The sequence below is a fragment of the Clostridia bacterium genome (assembly GCA_024653205.1).
GTDB lineage: Bacteria > Bacillota > DSM-521 > Neomoorellales > SLTJ01 > JANLFO01.
Window position 1 is genome coordinate 1 of record JANLFO010000003.1, and the last position, 20174, is coordinate 20174.

A 20174-nucleotide genomic window follows, 5' to 3' on the forward strand; every position below is an offset into this window, starting at 1 on the left:
GTCGGCGAGGTGACGGTACGAACGGGGAGCACCCGGTACCGCCCGTGGGAAAGTGGGGATAACTCAGAGGTTTGAGGTCTTGACCACGGGCGACCGGTTCGCGAGTCTACCGTACCGGGGGGCCTGCAGTGCCGTCAGGAGAAGCGGGATGGGAGAAAGAACGGCAGTTATGGCGGGAGGGCTACCGCCTGATAGCCGGCGTGGATGAGGTGGGACGCGGCCCGCTGGCGGGGCCGGTGGTGGCCGCGGCCGTGATCTGGCCTCCGGCGAGTTCCCTGGCCGGCCTGAGGGACTCCAAGCGCCTCACTCCCCGGCAGCGCCAGGTGCTGGACGCCCTCATCCGGGAGCGTGCCCTGGCCTGGGCGGTAGCCGCAGTTCCGGCCCGTTACATAGACACCCTGGGCCTGTCCCGCGCCGTGGCCAACGCCATGTGCCGGGCGTTGAGCCGGCTCTCCGTAGCCCCGGAGTACGTGCTGGTAGACGGTTATCCCGTTTCCCAGATCCCCTGGCCCCAAGAAGCCCTTATTCACGGGGATGCTTTTTGCGCTTCCATCGCCGCCGCGGCCATACTGGCCAAGGTGTGGCGCGACTCCCTCATGGAAAACCTCTCGAGAAGGTATCCGCAGTACGGGTTCGGGCTGAACAAGGGCTATCCCACTCCCGCCCACCTGGAGGCCCTGCGCAGATACGGCCCCTGCCCCCATCACCGGCGTTCCTTTGCGCCCGTACTGGCCGCGGTCGGTGCCGGCGGCGGACAACCCGATCGGGGCGAGCAAGGCCAATGAAACGAAGGACTGCGAACCGACGCCATGAGTTGGGCCGTCGGGGAGAAGAAGCCGCGGTAGCCTACCTTCAGGCCCACGGGTACATCATACTAGACCGCAACTTCCGCTGCCGCTGGGGAGAAATCGATATCGTGGCCCGACAGGCCAGAACTCTGGTCTTTGTAGAGGTAAGAACCCGCACCGCTTCCCCATTGGGTTCGGCCGAGGAGAGCATAGGACCGCAGAAAAAAGCCAGGCTGCGTCGCCTGGCCGCCTACTATCTCTACCGAACCGGCAGAGGGGAAGTCGACTGTCGTTTCGACGTGATCGCCATCACCGCCGATGCCAACGGCAACATCCTGGATCTGAGGCTATTCACCGACGCCTTCTAGCCGAAGCATGACCAGACCGGCGGGGAGTTTCGGCCAGAAGTAGGTAGACTTCTGCGGCATGCGGCCGCCGGCCGCAGCCACGGCGGTAATCTGCTCCAGGGTGGGGGGATTAAGAAAGACCGCCGTCTGGCAGTCGCCGTCGCGGACCGCCTTCCAGGCCTCCACGGGATCTCGGGTATAGGCCACACAGCGGCCGTGGGCAACCTGATCCGGATGCAAGTTAAACACCGGCAGCAGGATTTCCTGGTGCAGGACGGTCACGTCCAGCAAGGGAAGGGTACCCGGGGCCGGGCGGTTCTCGCGGGTGCGCCCGGGGTCATAGACCAGCTCCAGGGTGTCTCCTCCCTGGTAGAAACCGAAGCTGTAATTCCCGCGGCCGGCTTCGGCCAGGAGGCGGAGAAAGCCCTCCAGCTGCCCGGGATCTTCCGATAGCCCGGCGTAGGTGTAGGACCGGCGTTCAAAACCCCCGGGAAGCAGGGACCATCGCGGCGGATCCAGGTCCCGCAACAACCGGTGGGTAGGCAGTACTATCAGCCCGGGATCTTCCAGGGCCACCAGGGTGGCCAGTACAAACCCGTACCGCTCTCCGTGTTCTTCGGCAAAGCGGCAGGCGGTTTCGTAACGGTGGTGGCCGTCGGCGATGTACACGAGCCGGTCGGTAAAAAGGCGGGAGATTGCCGCGACGGTTTCCGGCTCGTCTACGGACCAGAGCCGGTGAGTCACCCCCTCCCGCGTGGAAGCCTGGGCAAGAGCCGGCCCTTCCAAATAGGGCCGTAATCGAGCCGTTACCTCACCGGCCGGGTCCCGGTAGAGCACAAAGATGGGGCTGAAGTTGGTTCGGCAGGCAAGCAAGAGTTCGTAGCGGTCGCCCTTGGCCTTGGGGAGGGTATCCTCGTGCGGCAGAACGGTTCCCCGGGAATAGGGGACCGCACGTAAGGCGGCAATTAGACCCAGACGGCGGACGGTTCGGCCCTGCCAGGAGAACTCGTCCTGGCACAGGTAGAAGCCCGGCGCGGCATCGGGCACCAGCACGCGCTCCTCCAGCCATTTCTCCAGGTAGGCGCGGGCACGGGTATAGCGGTTTTGCTCCGGGCCGTCGTCCGCCAGGGTTTCGCCCAATTCAAGGCGAATGACATTATAAGGGTGACGCCGGTAATACCATTGCTGCTCCTCAGGCGAAATCACGTCGTACGGAGGACTGATGGCGGCGGTCAAGTCGGGCACCAGGGCCGGGTTGTACCGCAGCCCTCGAAAGGGAAGCACATCGGCCACGGAAGTTGTCGCCTCCTCGCTGCGAGCTGGGGGGCCGAGAGGTGAACCGACCTTTTTCATTGTAGTATACCGGAGGGGAGCGGACAACCCGCCGACGTTCTGGCTTGAGCGTCCAGGAAAACCGTGCGCAAGACAGTTCCGCCTAAGGACTGACAAGTTACAAGCCGTTAGGGAGGTCGACAGGAGATCATGCTGGCCCGAGCTTACGGAGTGACCCTCCTCGGACTGGAAGCCCAACTGGTAGAAGTAGAGGTAGACGTGGGCCCCGGTCTGCCCGGCTTTACCCTGGTGGGGTTGCCCGATACTTCGGTACAGGAAGCCCGGGAGCGGGTACGGGCGGCACTCCGAAACTCCGGCCTTGATTTCCCCGCCCGCCGGATCACCGTGAACCTGGCGCCGGCCGACCTGCGCAAGGAGGGCCCGGGACTAGACCTGGCCATGGCCGTAGCCCTCCTGGCAGCCACGGAACAGGTGCCGGCCTCTACCCTGGCCGAGTACCTGCTGGTAGGTGAGCTTTCCCTGGAGGGCAACCTGCGCCCGGTAGCCGGCGTCCTGGTGGTGGCCGGAACCGTAAAGGAACAGGGCTGGGGCCGAACGCTCATAGTGCCCCGGGCAAACGCCGCCGAAGGCGCCCTGGTGGGAGAAGAAGTCCGGGTGCTGGGAGCGGATACCCTGGCCGAAGTGGCAGCCTTCCTTCGGGGAGAGCTACAACTGCCCGGCGGTGAGGCTCCGCCCGGGGAAGCGCTTCCCGGCTCTTCGCCCGGGCCGGACCTCTCCGAGGTGGTCGGGCAGCGCCTGGCCAAGAGGGCCCTGGAAATAGCGGCCGCCGGTCACCACAACCTCCTGCTGATCGGTCCCCCGGGTACGGGCAAGACCATGCTCGCGCGGAGATTGCCCGGTCTGCTTCCACCCATGACCCGGGAGGAGTGCCTGGCGGTCAGCAAGATCTACAGCGTGGCCGGCATGCTTCCTCCCGACCGGCCCCTGATTACCGACCGTCCCTTCCGCTCGCCCCACCACACGGCCTCACCGGTCAGTATTATCGGCGGCGGCCGCACCCTCAGACCCGGAGAGGTGACCCTGGCCACGCACGGTGTACTCTTTCTTGACGAGTTACCGGAATTCCCGCGAGAGGTAATAGAAGCCCTCCGCCAGCCTCTGGAGGACCGGCGGGTCACCATCAGCCGCGCCGCCGGCAGCGTGGTCTACCCGGCGGACTTCCTGCTCGCCGGCGCCGCCAATCCCTGCCCCTGCGGCCGTCTCGGTTCTCCGGGGCAACGCTGCCGCTGTACCGAGCGGGAATTGAGGCGCTACCGCAGTCGTCTCTCCGGCCCCCTCATGGATCGGCTGGACCTCATCGTGGAGGTGCCGCCCGTGGACCTGCACGAGCTGAGGCGGGGCGACAACGAAGGTCCGACCTCGGCGGAGGTAAGGGAGCGGGTGGCTGCCGCCCGGAGCCTTCAGCTCCGCCGGCTGGCCCCCTTGGGCCTCACCAGCAACGCCCAGATGGAAGCGCGCCACCTGCGGCGCTTCTGCCCCCTCACCGCCAGAGCCCAGGCCTTGCTTCACCAGGCCTATCGCCGCCTGGGCCTTTCCCTGCGGGGGCACGATCGCCTGCTAAAGGTGGCCCGAACCATTGCCGACCTGGACGGCTCGGAGGTTATCCGCGAAGGCCACCTGGCCGAGGCCATCCAGTACCGGAACTGGAGCTGGGAATCCCGAACCGAAAGCCTCTAGGGAAGCGGCCAGAAAAGAAAGCGCAGCGGAAGATTGGTGCCGCCCGGCGGCATGAACATGATCTCGGCCCGCCCGGCCGGCAGCACCGCCGCCTTGATCATGTCCGCGGCCGCCGACCTCACCCCGGTACGCGGGAGGGGCACCAGGAATCCGTTTGCCCATACGGCTCCTGCCATTGCGCCGCCCCGGGGGTTGAGCAACACCACCCGCTCCTCGGGCGTATCCAGAGTGAAGGAGTAGACCACGCCGTATCCGCCGCGGTTCTCCACCTCCCGGCCGGTCAGAACGTCTGTGCCCCGCGGAAGCCAGTCCCCGGGGACGGTCCAGCCTGCTACCCGGCCCTCCGGCAGGGAAGCCTTTATCTCCCAGTTCCCGGCGGCAAAAGTACCCCGCGTATGTACGTTATCCGGAGGCAAGACCGAGAGCTGGGGGTAGATGGGCCCTATCTCTCCCTCGGCGGGTAGGGCGGCCACGGTAAGCGTAATCCGGCCTTCGACTCTTAGATCGTAGATTCCGTAAAGGACCTCTCCCGGCTTGATCGGCCGGTACTGGCTGTAATTCACGATGTAGAGTTCACCCGGGGACAGTACCACTTCCGACCGGGGTGCAGACCCCCAGTAACGGAGCATACCCTTCCGGCCCACTCCGAGGGGGTCCCGTTCGGGACCGGCGATGCCCTCGCGCTCCACAGTAAGGCGGGCGGGCGTCTCGGCAGGGTTCTCCGCCAGCAACAGGATCCGCAGGGGCCCACCGGTTCCGTTGGCGTGCCAGAAGAATACCCGGGTCGGTCCTTCGGCCGTATCCCGATAGAGAATTCCCGGGCCGGGCACCGCTTCCGGGCTGTTGCTGAGCAGCAGGCGGGGGCCTCCCGCCGCCTCCTGGGTAATTACGGAAACCAACTCCGGGTAACGGTTGCCGGGGAGGGTAAAGCTATCCCCCGGTAGAGTGTGAAGCAGGTAGTAGGCAATCTCGTCCATCAGCCGCTCCTGAGTGACGGTAATGGTCACCCGGTAGGGCTCGCTCCACAGCCCGTGTTCGTCCTTTACCCTCAGGCTGACCGGATAGGTGCCCGGGGCGAAGAATACCTCTCTCCTTCCCTGCCACTCCTTCTGTACCAGATCGTCACCGTCCGGATCGTAGCTGTCGTCCACGTACTCCACCCGTTCCCCCTGCGCCACCACCGTCTTGCTGACCTGGAACCGGGCTACCGGCGCCCGGTTGGGCGGAGGCAAGACTTCGATCGTCACCTGAGCCGGCAGGCTCCACCGGCCTTGCTCGTCCCTGACCTGAAGGGTAAGGGTATACTCGCCCGGCGCCGACCAGGGGGGGCGATTGGTCCAGCGTTCTTCTACCAGGGCCAGCCCTTCCGGGCTATAGCTCTCACTCCGGTATTCCAGCTTCTCCCCCAGATAGACCTGCTGCTTGTTTACCGCAATTACCGCCACCGGCAGCTTCTCCGGGGGATATACGAGTATTTCTCTGGTTTCCGCCCGATAGTCCACCCGGCAGGCCAGGTTTTGAACCGCAAACCGCAAGGGTATCAGCACGACGCCCCGGTCCAGCACGGGAGCCACCGGCAATACTTCCTCGCGCTCGTCCACCTTGGCCCGGGTACTGCCCACCTGGAGAACGAGGCGCGGCGTACCCTCCACGGTTGCCGTCCGGCTCTCCTGATCCCATGCCACCGCCAGGCCAAGGCTTTGGGCAAAAAAGCGCAGAGGCACGAGAGTGGTACCGTTAACCATCCTTGGTGCCGCCGCCAGTTCCACCTGGCGGCCCTGAATCTCTGCCCGACGGCTATCCAGTTTGAGTACTGCCAGGACCTCCCCCGGGGCGGCGGCCCAGGCCGAAGCCGAAAGGAAGGCCAGCACCGCGAAGAACAGCACTGCCCCGCCAAACCAAGAGAATGCGACCCTTCTACCGTACATTCGGTACCCCACCTCCGGCGTGTGTCGGATACGGCTCAACCCCAGGTTGGCCGCTTCCAGATATTAAGACGGGCGAGCTTGCGGTCGGAGTTTCACCCTTCCTGCCGGTAATGGCGATGTATGGCACATTACAATCTGATATAATTCTTTCCAGGAACGTCCCCGGCCTTCGCAGGTTCTGCTTTTTTCGGTGAGGAGGAGAGAGGTTTGAGCCGGCCGCGCCGGCGGCAAAGGGCGCGAATAATTGCTCTCCTGACCGACTTCGGTTCGGAGAGCTACGCGGGCATAGTGAAAGGAGTGGTTCTTTGCCACTGCCCTGAGGCCGTCCTGGTAGACCTTACCCACGACGTCGCGCCCAGGGCGGTGCGTGAGGCAGCGTGGCACCTCTTGACCGCCTACCGCTTCTTTCCCTTGGGGACCGTGTTCCTGGCGGTGGTAGATCCGGACGTGGGAACGGAGCGCCAGGCCCTGGCCCTGGAGGCCGGGGGTTATTACTTCGTGGGACCGGACAACGGTCTGCTCTACCCGGCGGCCGCCTCCGCCGGCATGACCGCCGCGGTGGCTCTTCCCATACCCCCGCATGCCAGCCCTACCTTCCACGGCAGGGACGTCTTTGCCCCGGCGGCGGCCAGGTTGGCGGCAGGAACGTCCCTGGAGGATCTGGGCACGCCCACCCGGCCGCGCAGCTGCCTGAGCTTCTACTTGCAGGGCCGGGAGGGAGAAGTGGTAAGCGTGGACCACTTCGGAAACGCCATTACCAACCTCCCGCCCCTGCCCGGGCGTAATAGTTACCGCCTAACCCTTTCCCGCCGGGGAGAACAGTACTTCCAGAGCGAACTCCCCGCTTACGAAACCTACGCCCGGGCGCCGTTGGGCACCCCATTTCTGCTGGTGGGTTCGGCCGGAACCCTGGAGGTGAGCGTCAGGAACGATTCTGCCGCCCGCCTTCTGGAAATTGAGGCCGGAGACCGGATAAGGGCGGAATAAAAGCGGCGGCAGCCCGCGGGTGGGGCGAATCGACCGGGCCATGACCTTGCAGAACGGCAGACAGTTAAGTCGACGCATAATCGGGGGCACGGTAGTAACCGGCGCGAGCATCGTGTCTCCGGGGGAAGTGTGGGTGTCCGGGGGGCTCATCAGCGCCGTGGGCCCCGTCGGTATGCGCAGCCCGGGCACCGGCACCGTTACCCTAGAGGTGCCGGACCACCTGGTGGTACCCGGGTTCATAGACCTGCACCTCCACGGCGCGGCCGGGGCGGCGGTCATGGAGGCCTCAAAGGCGGGCTTGATGCGGATTGCCCGTTTCCTGGCCGCCCACGGGACCACGGGGTTTCTTGCCACCACCCTGAGCGCCTCTCCCCGGGAGGCCGTAGCCCTGTGCCGCGCGGTCCGAGAGCTGCAGGACGTCCGCACCGGCGGAGCCAGGGTCCTAGGGGTGCACCTCGAAGGACCCTACCTTAATCCCCGGTACGCGGGTGCCCATCCGCGGGAACGACTGCGGGCCCCGGACGTTGCGAAAGTGGAGGAGCTCTTGACCCAAGAGCCGCAGGCCATAAAGATGGTCACCCTGGCCCCGGAAAGGAAGGGTGCGCCGGAGGTAATCGGCTTGCTTCGCAGCCGGGGAGTAGTCGTGGCCGCCGGTCATTCCGGCGCCACCTACGAGCAGGCCGGGCAGGCCTTACAACTGGGCGTAAGACACATAACCCACCTGTTCAACGCCATGAGGGCCTGGCATCACCGGGAACCGGGACTGGCCGGTGCAGTCTTCTCGGATTCTGTCGCACCCCTGAGTTTCGAACTGATTGCCGACGGCCACCACCTGCACCCGGTTACGGTAACGATGACCCTTCTGGCGGCCAAAGCCCTCCCGGTACTGGTTTCCGATGCCCTGCCGGTCCTGGGCCTGAGTGAGGGCAGATACCGGGTGGCGGAGCAGGAGATAATGGTAGAGGGAGAAACGGCCAGGCTTCCCGACGGCCGGCTGGCCGGCAGCCTGCTAACCCTGGATAGGGCTCTGAGGAACGTGGCCCGTTGGCTGAACCGGCCTCTGCCGGAATTGATCCCCCTGGCCACGGTCAACCCCGCCCGGGTGCTGGGACTGCAATCGCAGTTGGGGGAGTTGCTGCCCGGCCGCCGGGCGGACTTGGTGGTGCTTGACGCCGAGGGAAAGGTTTGTCTTACAATGGTAGGGGGTGAAGTCGTCTATTCTCTCCCCGAATTCGACCAAAGCTGGCGGTAACACGGGTTACGGAGACTATAACGGTTAGGAGGTAGAGGAAAGATGTATCCAACGCGGTGGGAGCGCGGCCCTTTCGGCGACCTCATGCGCGAAATCGGGCGGCTGCGCGAGGAAGTTGACCGGGTAATGGGAAACGTATTCCAGCAACTGCCGTTCCTGGGCCGAGAGGCCCCGGCCTGGCAACCGAGCATTGAGCTTTTTGAAACCGACGCCGAAGTGGTGTTCCGGGCCGACCTGCCGGGCGTCGACCCCAAGGAGTTGGAGGTGGAAGTGCAGGAAAGGGAGCTGACCATCAAGGGGCAGCACAAGGAGGAAAAGGAGACCCAGACCGAAAACTACTATCACGCAGAACGCCGCTACGGCACATTCTTCCGTCGGGTGCCCCTGCCGGTCCAGGTGAGGGCCGGCGAAAGCAAAGCCTCCTATAAAAACGGGGTGCTGGAGGTAAGGATGCCTAAGGTCCAGCCGCGGCAGAAAGGATATCGGGTTCCGATAGAAGACTAGTCTGCTTTCCGTCCGGCGTTGCCCCCGCAGACCCTGCTGGTGTATACTACCGTTGTCTGGCCCCGGCGCCTGGCGAACGGCCTCAGACCTTCGCCGGGCGCCGAAGTCCGCCGGAAGGCCGACAACAGGGGATGATGAGTCTGGAAGCGCAACTCGACCGGCGCCTGAGCTGGCTGGCCCTGGGCATGATAGAGGGGATAAGGCGGCAACGTCTTTTCCGGTTGGTAGAACATGCCGGATCGCCTGAGGCTGCCTGGCACTTATCCCCGGCGGATCTGGCGCAGGTTCCGGGGTGGAGCGAGAGAACGGTTGCGGCCTTTGTGGCTCAACGATCGCAGGTTTGCCCGGGAAAAGAATACGAAACGGCCAAGAGGCTCGGCGTGGAGATCTGGACCTGGGAGGACGAAGAATATCCTGACCTGCTCAGAGAAATAGCCGACCCCCCTCTAGCCCTCTACGCCCGAGGTGGGCGTCTTCGCGACGGGCTTCTTACCGTGGCCGTAGTCGGCACCCGTCGCGCCACGGCCTACGGACGCCAGGCGGCCAGGCGGCTGGCCCGGGAACTGGCCGCAGCCGGCGTCTGCGTAGTCAGCGGCCTGGCCCGGGGAGTAGACAGCGAGGCCCATCTGGGGGCTCTGGAGGCCGGCGGCTTCACGGCAGCAGTGCTGGGGTGCGGCGCGGACGTGATCTATCCTCCGGAGAGCGCACGGTTGTTCGAGGCCATCGGGCGCAAGGGGCTCATCCTGAGCGAGTACCCGCTGGGCACCCCGCCCCGGGCGGCCAATTTCCCGGCCCGGAACCGAATCATAAGCGGGCTGTCGCGGGGTGTGGTGGTAATAGAGGCGGGTGAGAAGAGTGGAGCCCTGATTACCGCCGACCTGGCCCTGGAACAAGGCCGAGACGTTTTTGCCGTCCCAGGACCCATCAACAATCCTTACAGCCGCGGGGCGAACGAACTGATAAAGCAGGGAGCCAAACTGGTACAGTCGGCGGCCGACATTCTCGAGGAATACGGGTTACAGGGCTTTCCCTTCCGGGCGGTGGGAGAGCCCCCGGCCATGGGCCCGGAAGAGAGGAAAGTCCTGCACCTGCTGCGCGGCGGCCCGGTACAGTTGGAGGAACTGGCGGAAATAACCGGGTACCATGTATCGAAGCTGGCGAGGATCCTAACCCATCTGGAGCTGAAAGGGCTGGTAGAGCAGCTGCCCGGCAAGCAGTTCGTGGCCCAGAAGGCGGATTGAGGTGAGGCAGATTGGCCAAGACCCTGGTAATAGTCGAATCTCCGGCCAAGGCGAGAACGTTGACCCGGATCCTGGGGCGCAACTACCTGGTCAAGCCATCCATGGGCCACGTCCGGGACCTGCCCCAAAGCCAGTTCGGGGTGGACGTAAAGAACGGGTTCGAGCCCAAGTATATAACCATTCGAGGCAAGGGAGAAATCGTGCGCGAGCTGCGCGAGGCGGCCAGGAAAACCGGGCGGGTGCTGCTGGCCTCAGACCCCGACCGGGAAGGAGAGGCCATAGCCTGGCACCTCCAGCACCTCCTGCAGCTGGGTGCAGATGAGCCTTGCCGTGTGGAGTTTCACGAAATCACCCCCCCGGCGGTTGCCGAGGCAGTACGGCACCCCCGCACCATAGACTTCCGCCTGGTTGACGCCCAACAGGCCCGCCGGGTGCTGGACCGCCTGGTGGGTTACAGCCTCAGTCCGCTGCTGTGGAGAAAGATTCGGCGCGGACTCAGTGCGGGTCGGGTACAGTCGGTGGCGGTACGGCTTATATGCGAGCGAGAGGAAGAGATCCGCAATTTCGTTCCCGAGGAATACTGGACGCTCACCGCCAGACTGGTCACGCCCGACGGCCAGCCTTTCCAGGCGCGACTGGTTACCTCGGAGCGCATTCCCGACCGGCAGAGTATGGACAACGTGCTGCGTGCCCTGGAGGGCGCGGCCTTCCGAGTAAGGGAAGTCAAGAGCAAGGATAAGAGGCGGCAGCCGCCGCCGCCGTTCATTACCAGCACCTTGCAACAGGAGGCGGCCAAGAGGCTGAACTTCACCGCCCGGCGCACCATGTCCGTGGCCCAGCAGCTTTACGAGGGCGTCCCGCTGGGGCGGGAAGGTCCAGTGGGCCTGATAACCTATCTGCGTACCGATTCCACCCGCGTTGCCGCTGTGGCCCAGGAGGAGGCGCGGGCCTACCTGCGCCGGCGTTTCGGTGAGGCCTATCTGCCTCCTGCGCCTCCCGGACCGGTCAGGAAGAAAGAAGGGTCGGTACAGGACGCACACGAGGCCATCCGGCCCACCGGCGTTTACCGGGAACCAGAAGGTCTGAAGGAATTCCTGACGCCCGATCAGTATAAGCTCTACCGCCTCATATGGCAGCGCTTCCTGGCCAGCCAGATGGCGGCAGCCCGCTACGAGATCACCACCGCCGACATCCCGGCCGGGGAGTACCTCTTCCGGGCCGTAGGTCGGGTGCTCAAGTTCACCGGCTTCCTGGAGCTTTACGAGGAGATTCCCGACGAGGAAACCGAGGCTGGCGAAGAACTACCGCCTCTTGAAGCAGGCATGCTCCTTGAACTAGAGGAGCTGTGCCCCAAGCAGCATTTCACCCAGCCGCCTCCCCGTTATACCGAGGCCTCCCTGGTAAAAACCTTGGAAGATAAGGGAATCGGCCGGCCCAGCACCTATGCCCCCATCATCGAAACCATCCTGGCACGGGGATACGTAAAGCGCGCCAACCGCCAGTTCGTGCCCACCGAGCTGGGATTCGTGGTGGTCAACCTGCTCAAGCAGTACTTCTCCCAGGTCATAGACGTGGAGTTCACCGCCCATATGGAAAAGCAGCTTGATCTGATTGAGGAAGGAAAGCTGGCATGGCGAAAAGTAGTAGGGGAATTCTACCGGCCTTTCCAGCAGGTACTGGCGCAGGCGGAAAGGGAGATCGAGGTAATAGAGTTGGAAGAAGAGACCGTCGACGAGTATTGCCCCAAATGCGGCCGGCAGATGGTAGTCAAGAGCGGGCGCTTCGGCCGGTTTCTCGCCTGTCCCGGCTTCCCCGAATGCAGGACCACCAAGCCTTACCAGGAATCGATCGGGGTTAGCTGTCCCCTGTGCGGGGGGAAAATAGTCCTGAGACGGGGCAAGAAAGGGCGGGCCTTCTACGGTTGCAGCAACTATCCCCAGTGCACGTTTACCTCCTGGGACCGACCGACGGAGAAGGACTGCCCGGTCTGCGGGGAGCGCCTCCTGGCCAAGGGCGCACGCTCCAGGCTGCTTAGATGTCCCAAGTGCGGCCACCAGGAGAGGGAGGAAGCAAATGAAGGCGGTTAGGATCATCGGCGGCGGGCTGGCCGGCTGTGAGGCGGCATGGCAATTGGCCCGGCGCGGCGTTGAAGTTGAGATCTGGGAAATGAGGCCCGAAAAACTCACCCCTGCCCACCGTACCGGCTATCTGGCCGAGCTGGTTTGCTCCAATTCTCTTCGCTCGCAAGCCCTGACCACCGCTCCCGGCCTGCTGAAAGAAGAAATGCGCCGCCTGGACTCGCTGATCATTCGCTGGGCGGATGCCACCCGGGTGCCGGCCGGCGAAGCTCTGGCGGTAGACCGAGAAGCCTTTGCCGGCGGGATTACCGACGAGCTTCGGCAACTGCCCCGGGTAAAGGTGGTACACGAGGAAGCGCGCGAACTACCAGAGCCACCGGCCATAGTGGCTACGGGCCCTCTTACTTCGGACGAGCTGGCGCGGGCCATCGGCGAGTTTTTCGGCGAGGATCACCTATACTTCTACGATGCCCTGGCGCCAATTGTCAGCGCCGAATCCCTCAATTTCGAACGCCTATTCCGGGCCTCCCGCTACGGAAAGGGAGAGGACGCCTACCTCAATTGCCCGTTGACCGAGGAAGAGTACTACACCTTCTACCGGGCCTTGCGCGAGGCGGACACCTATGTCGGACACGAGTTCGATCGGCCCGGATTTTTCGAAGGGTGTCTGCCCATCGAAGAGATGGCCGCCCGAGGTCCGGACACCCTGCGTTTCGGCCCCATGAAGCCGGTGGGCCTGACCGATCCCCGTACCGGTCGCCAACCTTTTGCCGTCGTACAGCTGCGCCCTGAAAACCGGGCGGAAACCATGTTTAACCTGGTGGGCTTCCAGACCCGGCTGCGCCGGCCGGAGCAAGAGCGCGTCTTCCGGCTCATACCCGGCCTGGAAAGGGCCGAGTTCCTGCGCTTCGGGGCCATGCACCGCAACACCTACCTCAACGCTCCGAAGCTTCTGTTACCCACCTTTCAGGCCCGGCAGGAACCCGAACTGCTGTTCGCCGGCCAGATCACCGGGGTAGAGGGGTACGTCGAGTCCGCTGCCTCCGGGTTGATAGCGGGAATCAATATGGCCCGAATCCTGAGCAGAAAACTGCCGGTAGTGTTCCCGGAAGAAACCTGTCTGGGCGGTTTGAGCCGACATATTGCCACGGCGGTTCAGCCCTTTCAGCCCATGAATATCAACTTCGGCCTGCTTCCTCCCCTGTCGAAAAGAGTCCGCAATCGACGGCAACGGCGTGAGGCTCTGGCCCGGCGGGCGTTGGAGGCACTGGAACAATTCAAGGAAAAGGAATTGGGCTGATCTTGTCAGAACATTACGGATGTGTTAGTATAAATCGAAAGGCGGAGGGTTATACTCTTAGGAGGGTGGATTTTGGTACCGCAGTTGGAGGATTTTCTCCAATATTTGCGTCTGGGACGAGGGGCGTCGGAGCACACGCTGCGGGCCTATCGGGCAGACATCGAGGAGTTTCTGCGGTTCTGCCACGGCCGGGGCAGAGAATTCCTTCGCGCCGATCAGTGGGTGGCGAGGGCTTACCTCAGCGGCCTTTACCGGCGCGGATTGAGCCGGATTACCGTAGCCAGAAAGGTAGCGGCCCTGCGGTCCTTTTACCGATATCTCCTGCGTCAGGGCGGGGTGGAGACCAACCCTTTCTCCCTGGTAAGGCCCCCGAAGCTCCGGCGCAGGCTCCCACGGTTCTTTTACTACCACGAAGTCGAAGCCCTGCTGGCCCTGCCCAGGACCAATACGCCGGCAGGCAAGCGGGATCGGGCCCTACTGGAAGTGCTCTATGCCAGCGGGGCCCGCGTAGCAGAAGTGGTAGGGCTCAATCTGGGTGATGTGCGCCTGGAGGAAGGCTACGCCCTGGTACGGGGCAAGGGCGCCAAGGAGCGCGTGGCCTTTCTGGGCGCAGAAGCGGCGGCGGCACTCAAGTCCTACCTGGAGGAGGGCAGGCCGGCGCTGGCACGAGGCGCTCCCACGGAAGCCCTGTTCTTGAACTGCAGGGGGAACAGGCTCAGCCAGCGCGGCGTTCGCTACCTGCTGGCCCGCTACATGCGTCAGGCAGGGTGGGAGAAGAAGGCCGGGCCTCATGCTCTGCGCCATTCCTTCGCCACCCACCTACTGGAGCGGGGAGCGGACCTTCGGGCGGTACAGGAATTGCTGGGGCACGCCAGCCTCTCCACCACCCAGGTTTACACGCACGTGAGCGGGGCGAGGTTACGCGCGGTGTACGATCGTACCCACCCTCGGGCCTGAAGGGAGCGGGGTTATGTTTCACGGTACTACCATCGTAGCCGTGCGCCGCTTCGGCCGCATGGCCCTGGGAGGAGACGGGCAGGTAACTCTGGGCCAGCACACGGCGGTCAAGCACCGGGCCCGGAAGGTGCGCCGTCTGTACGACGGCCAGGTTCTGGCGGGTTTTGCCGGTGCCGTAGCCGATGCCCTAACGCTGTTTGAGAAGTTCGAGGGTAGACTGCAGGAGTTTCACGGCAACCTGCCCCGCGCGGCGGTGGAACTCACCAAGGAATGGCGCACGGATCGCTACTTGAGGCAACTGGATGCCTTATTGGTAGTAGGAGACAAGGAAAGGCTGCTGGTGATTTCCGGGACGGGCGAGGTGTTGGAGCCCGACGATGACATCGCCGCGGTGGGTGCCGGCGGGCCCTATGCCCTGGCTGCGGCCCGGGCCCTGATCAGGCATACTCAACTGGAGGCAGCAGCCATCGTTCGGGAAGCCCTGTTGATCACCTCGAGCATATGCGTTTATACTAACGACCAGATCACCGTGGAGGAGCTTTAGGCCCGAGATGGAGCAATTAACGCCCAAGGCCATAGTACGCGAATTGGACCGCTACATCGTGGGACAGCACCAGGCCAAGAAATGTGTGGCCGTTGCCTTGCGCAACCGGTACCGAAGGATGCGAATACCTCCTCCCCTGCGGGACGAAATTGCGCCCAAGAACATCCTCATGATCGGGCCTACAGGGGTGGGCAAGACGGAAATCGCCCGACGCCTGGCCAGGCTGGTAAAAGCGCCTTTTGTCAAGGTGGAGGCCACCAAGTACACGGAGGTGGGATATGTCGGAAGAGATGTCGAATCCATGGTACGAGACCTGGTGGAGGCAGCCGTACGCATGGCCAAACAGGAGAAGGCACAGACGGTCATGGAGCAGGCGCGAGTCCTGGCGGAAGAGAGGATCCTGGACCTTCTGGCCCCGGACACCAGGCGCCAGGCCGGCACGGCCAATCCCCTGGAGTTCCTGTTGAGGGGTCCCGGCACCGGGTCGACAACCGATCCCCAGGCGGAAGAGCGAAGGGCGATCCTCCGCCACAAGTTGGCCCGGCAGGAACTGGAAGACGAGTTGGTGGAGATAGAGGTGGACGAACGAACCCCGCCGGTGCTGGAGATGTTCGGCGGCGCGGGTTTGGAGGAGCTGGGGATCAACCTGCAGGACCTGCTGGGCGGGCTGGTTCCCCGCCGGAAGCGGCGAAGGCGGGTGAAGGTGAGCGAGGCGCGCCGCCTGCTCACCCAGGAAGAGGCGGAAAAGCTGGTAGACATGGAAGAAGTGATCGGTACGGCTATTGAAAGGGTAGAGCAAAGTGGAATAATCTTCATAGACGAGATCGACAAGATCGCCGGCCGCGAGGGTGCATACGGGCCCGACGTATCGCGCGAAGGGGTGCAAAGGGATATACTACCTCTGGTGGAAGGCTGCACGGTGACCACCAAGTACGGACCGGTGCGTACCGACCACTTGCTGTTTATTGCCGCTGGGGCTTTTCACATCTCCAAGCCCCAGGACTTGATACCCGAACTTCAGGGGCGCTTCCCGCTTCGGGTGGAGTTGGATAGCCTCAGCGAGGAAGACCTCCGGCGGATACTGGTGGAACCCGAGAACTCCTTACTGAGGCAATACATCGCCTTACTGGGAAGTGAGGGAATCAAGCTCAGCTTTACTCCGGGGGCAGTTGCCCAAATTGCTAAGATCGCTTATACTGTAAATTGTCAAAGTGAAAATATCGGGGCTAGGCGACTGTATACCGTCATGGAGCAGCTCTTGCAGGATTTGCTCTTCGAGGCGCCGGATGTCGCCGTTTCCGAGGTGGTAATCGACGAAGATTACGTGGAGGCAAGACTGGCCGGAATAGTTAAGGATCGGGATCTCAGTTATTACATTCTTTAAGTTAAAGAGGAGGTAGGCCAAGGTGAAGTCGTTGCTAGAAAAAACCCGCGACATCAACCGTCTGCTACAAAAGAGCGCGGGGAATCCGGTGGATTTCAGAGAGATGGCCAAGGTGCTTTCCGAAACCATCGGGGCCAACTGCTATCTCCTGAACCGCCAGGGGAAGATTCTGGGGTACGGGTTCATGGAAGGTTTCACCTGCCCGATTATGGAGGAAATCGTCTACCGCTCAGAGGAATTCCCCGAGGACTATAACGAGCAGCTCTTGCGCATGGACCGCACCCATGCCAATTTCGGACAGGTGGGCAACGCCTGCGTATTCAGACCCGCGGGGGAGAAGTGCCTCTTCACCGGCAAACTGGTCACGGTGGTACCCGTGATGGGTGGCGGGCAGCGTCTGGGGACGCTGGTACTGGCCAAGTTCAACGTCGAATTCAACGAGGAGGACCTCATCCTGGCCGAATACGGGGCGACCGTAATGGGAATGGAGCTCTTGCGCTCCAAAGCCGAGAAGATCGAAGAAGAAGCCCGCAAGCGGGCGGCGGTGCATGTGGCCCTCGGCACCTTATCGTACTCGGAGCTGGAGGCCGTAGAGCACATCTTTGCCGAGCTTGACGGCAAAGAGGGAGTACTGGTGGCCAGCAAGATCGCCGACCGGGCAGGGATAACTCGTTCGGTGATCGTCAACGCCCTGCGCAAGTTCGAGAGTGCCGGGGTTATCGAATCCAAGTCCCTGGGCATGAAGGGAACCTACATCCGCGTGCTCAACGACAACCTCTTCGAAGAACTGGCCAAGCTCCGCCACCGCTGAGGCATTGCCCCCAATAGCGGTTTGTGCTATACTACCTCTGGCTTAGCACACACGTATCGGATCCGGGTAGGGGTGCCCGGCGCTGCCGGGTTCTACCCGGAAATGAAGATATGGAGGCCAAACCGCTATGGAGGTGGCATGAATCGGCGTGGCTATTATCTCTATGAAACAACTGCTGGAGGCAGGGGTACACTTCGGCCACCAAACCCGCAGGTGGAACCCCAAGATGGCTCCCTACATCTTCACCGAACGAAACGGGATCTACATCATCGATCTCCAGAAGACGGTGAAGAGGACTGAGGAAGCCTATAATTTTGTCCGCGACCTGGCCGCCCAGGGGGGCAAAATCCTCTTCGTAGGCACCAAAAAGCAGGCTCAGGAATCAATCCGCGAAGAAGCAGAGCGTTGCGGCATGCCCTACGTAAACGTGCGCTGGCTGGGTGGAATGCTGACCAACTTCCAGACCATCAGGCACCGCATCGAACGATTGCTGGAATTAGAACGGCTGGAAGGCTCCGGGCGCCTGGCCGCCCTGCCCAAGAAAGAAGCGGCCCGGCTCATGGCAGAAAAGGAAAAGCTTGCCCGCTTTCTGAACGGTATCAAGCACATGAAAGGCCTGCCCGATGCCCTTTTCGTTGTAGATCCCCGAAAGGAAAAGATCGCGGTAGCCGAGGGCCGACGGCTGGAAATCCCCATCGTGGCCATCGTAGACACCAACTGCGATCCGGAGGAGATCGACTACGTCATCCCCGGCAACGACGACGCCATCAGGGCGGTGCGCCTGCTCACCAGCAAGATGGCGGACGCCGTTCTGGAGGGCTTGCGGGGCCAGGAGTCAGAAGTGGCCGAGGCGCAGGCCTAGAGAAGTGCAGCGAGGAGGGAGCAATTCGTTGTCCGCGATAAGTGCCTCTTTGGTGAAGGAACTGCGCCAGCGCACCGGCGCCGGGATGATGGACTGCAAGGAGGCCCTGGTGGCCACCGGAGGGGACCTGGACCGGGCGGTAGAGGTCCTGCGACAGAAGGGGCTGGCCAAGGCGGCCAGGAAGGCGGCTCGGGTGGCGGCCGAGGGTCTGGTGGAGTCCTATATTCATGCCGGAGGCAGGATTGGGGTTCTAATCGAGGTCAACTGCGAAACCGATTTCGTAGCCCGCACTCCGGAGTTCAAGTCTCTCTGCCGGGACCTGGCCATGCAGGTAGCCGCCTCCAAGCCCGAATACGTCAGCCGCGAGGACGTGCCGGCCGAGGTACTGGAGAAGGAAAAGAGCATCCTGCGGGCCCAGGCCCTCAACGAAGGCAAGCCCGAGCGCATAGTGGACAAGATCGTGGAGGGACGGCTGGCAAAGTTCTACGAGGAGCGCTGCCTGCTGGAGCAGCCCTTTATAAGGGATCTGGACCGCTCGGTAAAGGATTACCTGGCCGAAAAGATAGCTGCCATCGGCGAAAACATCGTGGTACGGCGTTTCGTACGCTTTGAACTGGGCGAACGCTAGGCGGAGGTCCGGCCACCGATGCCCGAGCCGAAGTACAAGCGGGTGGTGTTGAAGCTCAGCGGGGAAGCGCTGGCAGGCACCAAGGGTTTCGGCATCGACCCGGAAGTGCTGAATTCTATTGCCCAAGAGGTCCAGGAGGTTCGGGACCTGGGGGTGGAAGTGGCGATTGTGGTCGGCGGCGGAAACCTGTGGCGGGGCATCACCGGCAGCGCCCAGGGGATGGATCGGGCTACCGCCGACTATATCGGCATGCTGGCCACGGTCATGAATGCACTCGCCCTGCAAGACGCCCTGGAGAAGCACGGGGTGGACACGCGGGTACAGACGGCCATTGAAATGCGACAAATCGCCGAGCCTTATATCCGGCGGCGGGCCATCCGCCATTTGGAGAAAGGGCGGGTGGTTATTTTTGCCTCCGGAACCGGCAATCCGTTCTTCTCTACGGATACGGCCGCAGCCCTGCGGGCGGCGGAGATCGAAGCCGAGGTCATCTTGATGGCCAAACGGGTGGACGGGGTCTACGACGCCGACCCGCTGGTTAACCCCAGGGCCAAGCGCTACAAAGACCTGGCCTACATCGAAGTAATCAGCAAGGGCCTGGCGGTCATGGATTCCACCGCCACCTCTCTTTGCATGGATAACAAGATTCCCATTATCGTTTTCGGTTTGGCAGAGCGAGGAAACATCAAGCGGGCCGTTATGGGTGAGGATATCGGTACTTACGTGGGGGGAAAGGCCTGATGCAAGACCTCTTGAAGGACGTTAACGAACGCATGCAAAAGGCCTGTGAAGTCCTGCGCAAGGAACTGGCGGCCTTGCGTGCCGGCAGGGCCAGCCCCGCCCTGCTGGAGAAGATCGAGGTCGACTATTACGGCGTTCCAACCCCGGTCAACCAAGTAGCCACCATAACCGCTCCCGATGCTCGCCTGCTGGTGGTTCAGCCCTGGGACAAGAGCCTGGTGCCCAAGATAGAAAAGGCCATACTCAAGTCGGACCTGGGAGTGAACCCCACCAGCGACGGAACGGTGGTGCGGATTCCCATACCGCCCCTGACCGAAGAGAGACGCAAGGAAATGGTCAAGGTGGTGCGCAAGAAAGGCGAAGAGGCGCGGGTGGCCATTCGCAACGTCCGCCGAGACGGCAACGAGCGGGTCAAAGGGGCGGAGAAAGAGGGCCTTATCTCCGAAGACCAGGCCAAAAGGACGCAGGAAGAAATCCAGAAGCTTACCGACAAGTACATCAAAGAAGTGGATAGGATCCTGGAAGCCAAGGAAGAGGAGATCCTGGCCTCCTAGGTGACGCGTCTTGACCCTGCCGCCCGAAATGCCGGATCTAATCGGCCTGCCGGAGAAGGAAGCCCGGGCGCGCCTGGCGGAATTGGGGATGGCGGTGGAGATCCGGGTTACAGTGCCTCCCCGCAAGAAAACCTCCGAAGAACCACTGAGGGTGGTACGGCAGAGGCTCCTGGCCCCCGGGCGCGTGGAATTGGTGCTGGCCGCCTTTCCCGAAGGAATACGGGAATCGGTCTGATTG

At 63.0% G+C, this 20174-nt stretch carries 20 protein-coding genes; 18 read left to right on the plus strand and 2 right to left on the minus strand.

Annotation, left to right across the window (positions count from 1 at the left end):
* The first annotated feature begins 128 nt into the window (after positions 1–128).
* The gene (locus NUV99_02025; protein MCR4418908.1) at positions 129–785 is read left to right on the plus strand and encodes a ribonuclease HII; all 657 of its coding nucleotides are present in this window, start codon (positions 129–131) and stop codon (positions 783–785) included.
* The gene (locus NUV99_02030) at positions 782–1156 is read left to right on the plus strand and encodes a YraN family protein (protein ID MCR4418909.1); all 375 of its coding nucleotides are present in this window, start codon (positions 782–784) and stop codon (positions 1154–1156) included. Before NUV99_02025 ends, NUV99_02030 begins: the two co-directional genes overlap by 4 nt.
* On the opposite strand, the gene NUV99_02035 is transcribed toward NUV99_02030, so the two are convergent.
* A complete protein-coding gene (locus NUV99_02035; protein MCR4418910.1) occupies positions 1136–2428 on the minus strand; it encodes a DUF1015 domain-containing protein in 1293 nt (430 codons plus the stop codon). The genes NUV99_02030 and NUV99_02035 overlap by 21 nt on opposite strands.
* 189 nt (positions 2429–2617) lie before the next feature.
* Here NUV99_02035 and NUV99_02040 point away from each other — a divergent pair, with 189 nt between their 5' ends.
* A complete protein-coding gene (locus NUV99_02040) occupies positions 2618–4165 on the plus strand; it encodes a YifB family Mg chelatase-like AAA ATPase (GenBank protein ID MCR4418911.1) in 1548 nt (515 codons plus the stop codon).
* On the opposite strand, the gene NUV99_02045 is transcribed toward NUV99_02040, so the two are convergent.
* Entirely contained in the window at positions 4162–6093 is a 1932-nt protein-coding gene (locus NUV99_02045) for a copper amine oxidase N-terminal domain-containing protein (GenBank protein ID MCR4418912.1), read from the minus strand. The two genes, NUV99_02040 and NUV99_02045, sit on opposite strands and share 4 nt — an antisense overlap.
* A gap of 207 nt (positions 6094–6300) precedes the next feature.
* Here NUV99_02045 and NUV99_02050 point away from each other — a divergent pair, with 207 nt between their 5' ends.
* The 15 genes from NUV99_02050 to NUV99_02120 all read left to right on the plus strand — a co-directional run bounded on the left by NUV99_02050 (position 6301) and on the right by NUV99_02120 (position 20171).
* Complete coding sequence (locus tag NUV99_02050; protein ID MCR4418913.1) at positions 6301–7080, plus strand: SAM-dependent chlorinase/fluorinase; 780 nt, start codon at positions 6301–6303, stop codon at positions 7078–7080.
* 19 nt (positions 7081–7099) lie between these two features.
* On the plus strand, positions 7100–8332 hold the full coding sequence (nagA, locus tag NUV99_02055) for an N-acetylglucosamine-6-phosphate deacetylase (GenBank protein MCR4418914.1): 1233 nt from the start codon (positions 7100–7102) through the stop codon (positions 8330–8332).
* Between the two features lie 42 nt (positions 8333–8374).
* Positions 8375–8836, plus strand: a complete 462-nt coding sequence (locus NUV99_02060) for an Hsp20/alpha crystallin family protein (protein MCR4418915.1) — start codon at positions 8375–8377, stop codon at positions 8834–8836.
* Between the two features lie 131 nt (positions 8837–8967).
* The gene (dprA, locus tag NUV99_02065; GenBank protein ID MCR4418916.1) at positions 8968–10077 is read left to right on the plus strand and encodes a DNA-processing protein DprA; all 1110 of its coding nucleotides are present in this window, start codon (positions 8968–8970) and stop codon (positions 10075–10077) included.
* An 11-nt stretch (positions 10078–10088) separates the two neighbouring features.
* Positions 10089–12164: a type I DNA topoisomerase gene (topA, locus tag NUV99_02070; GenBank protein MCR4418917.1), complete on the plus strand. Its 2076-nt coding sequence runs from the start codon at positions 10089–10091 to the stop codon at positions 12162–12164.
* Complete coding sequence (gene trmFO, locus NUV99_02075; GenBank protein ID MCR4418918.1) at positions 12151–13455, plus strand: methylenetetrahydrofolate--tRNA-(uracil(54)-C(5))-methyltransferase (FADH(2)-oxidizing) TrmFO; 1305 nt, start codon at positions 12151–12153, stop codon at positions 13453–13455. Before topA ends, trmFO begins: the two co-directional genes overlap by 14 nt.
* Before the next feature lie 72 nt (positions 13456–13527).
* Positions 13528–14412: a tyrosine recombinase XerC gene (xerC, locus tag NUV99_02080; GenBank protein ID MCR4418919.1), complete on the plus strand. Its 885-nt coding sequence runs from the start codon at positions 13528–13530 to the stop codon at positions 14410–14412.
* Positions 14413–14425: 13 nt separating this feature from the next.
* Complete coding sequence (gene hslV / locus NUV99_02085) at positions 14426–14956, plus strand: ATP-dependent protease subunit HslV (GenBank protein MCR4418920.1); 531 nt, start codon at positions 14426–14428, stop codon at positions 14954–14956.
* Positions 14957–14963: 7 nt separating this feature from the next.
* On the plus strand, positions 14964–16340 hold the full coding sequence (gene hslU / locus NUV99_02090) for an ATP-dependent protease ATPase subunit HslU (GenBank protein ID MCR4418921.1): 1377 nt from the start codon (positions 14964–14966) through the stop codon (positions 16338–16340).
* 22 nt (positions 16341–16362) lie between these two features.
* A complete protein-coding gene (gene codY, locus NUV99_02095; GenBank protein MCR4418922.1) occupies positions 16363–17151 on the plus strand; it encodes a GTP-sensing pleiotropic transcriptional regulator CodY in 789 nt (262 codons plus the stop codon).
* 148 nt (positions 17152–17299) lie between these two features.
* Positions 17300–18013, plus strand: coding sequence for a 30S ribosomal protein S2 (rpsB, locus tag NUV99_02100; GenBank protein ID MCR4418923.1), 714 nt, complete (start codon positions 17300–17302; stop codon positions 18011–18013).
* Between the two features lie 85 nt (positions 18014–18098).
* Entirely contained in the window at positions 18099–18641 is a 543-nt protein-coding gene (locus NUV99_02105) for an elongation factor Ts (protein MCR4418924.1), read from the plus strand.
* A gap of 18 nt (positions 18642–18659) precedes the next feature.
* Positions 18660–19382, plus strand: coding sequence for a UMP kinase (gene pyrH / locus NUV99_02110; GenBank protein ID MCR4418925.1), 723 nt, complete (start codon positions 18660–18662; stop codon positions 19380–19382).
* Entirely contained in the window at positions 19382–19936 is a 555-nt protein-coding gene (gene frr, locus NUV99_02115) for a ribosome recycling factor (protein MCR4418926.1), read from the plus strand. The genes pyrH and frr overlap by 1 nt, the downstream gene beginning before the upstream one ends.
* A gap of 10 nt (positions 19937–19946) precedes the next feature.
* Positions 19947–20171, plus strand: coding sequence for a PASTA domain-containing protein (locus tag NUV99_02120; protein MCR4418927.1), 225 nt, complete (start codon positions 19947–19949; stop codon positions 20169–20171).
* The last annotated feature ends 3 nt before the right edge of the window (positions 20172–20174 follow it).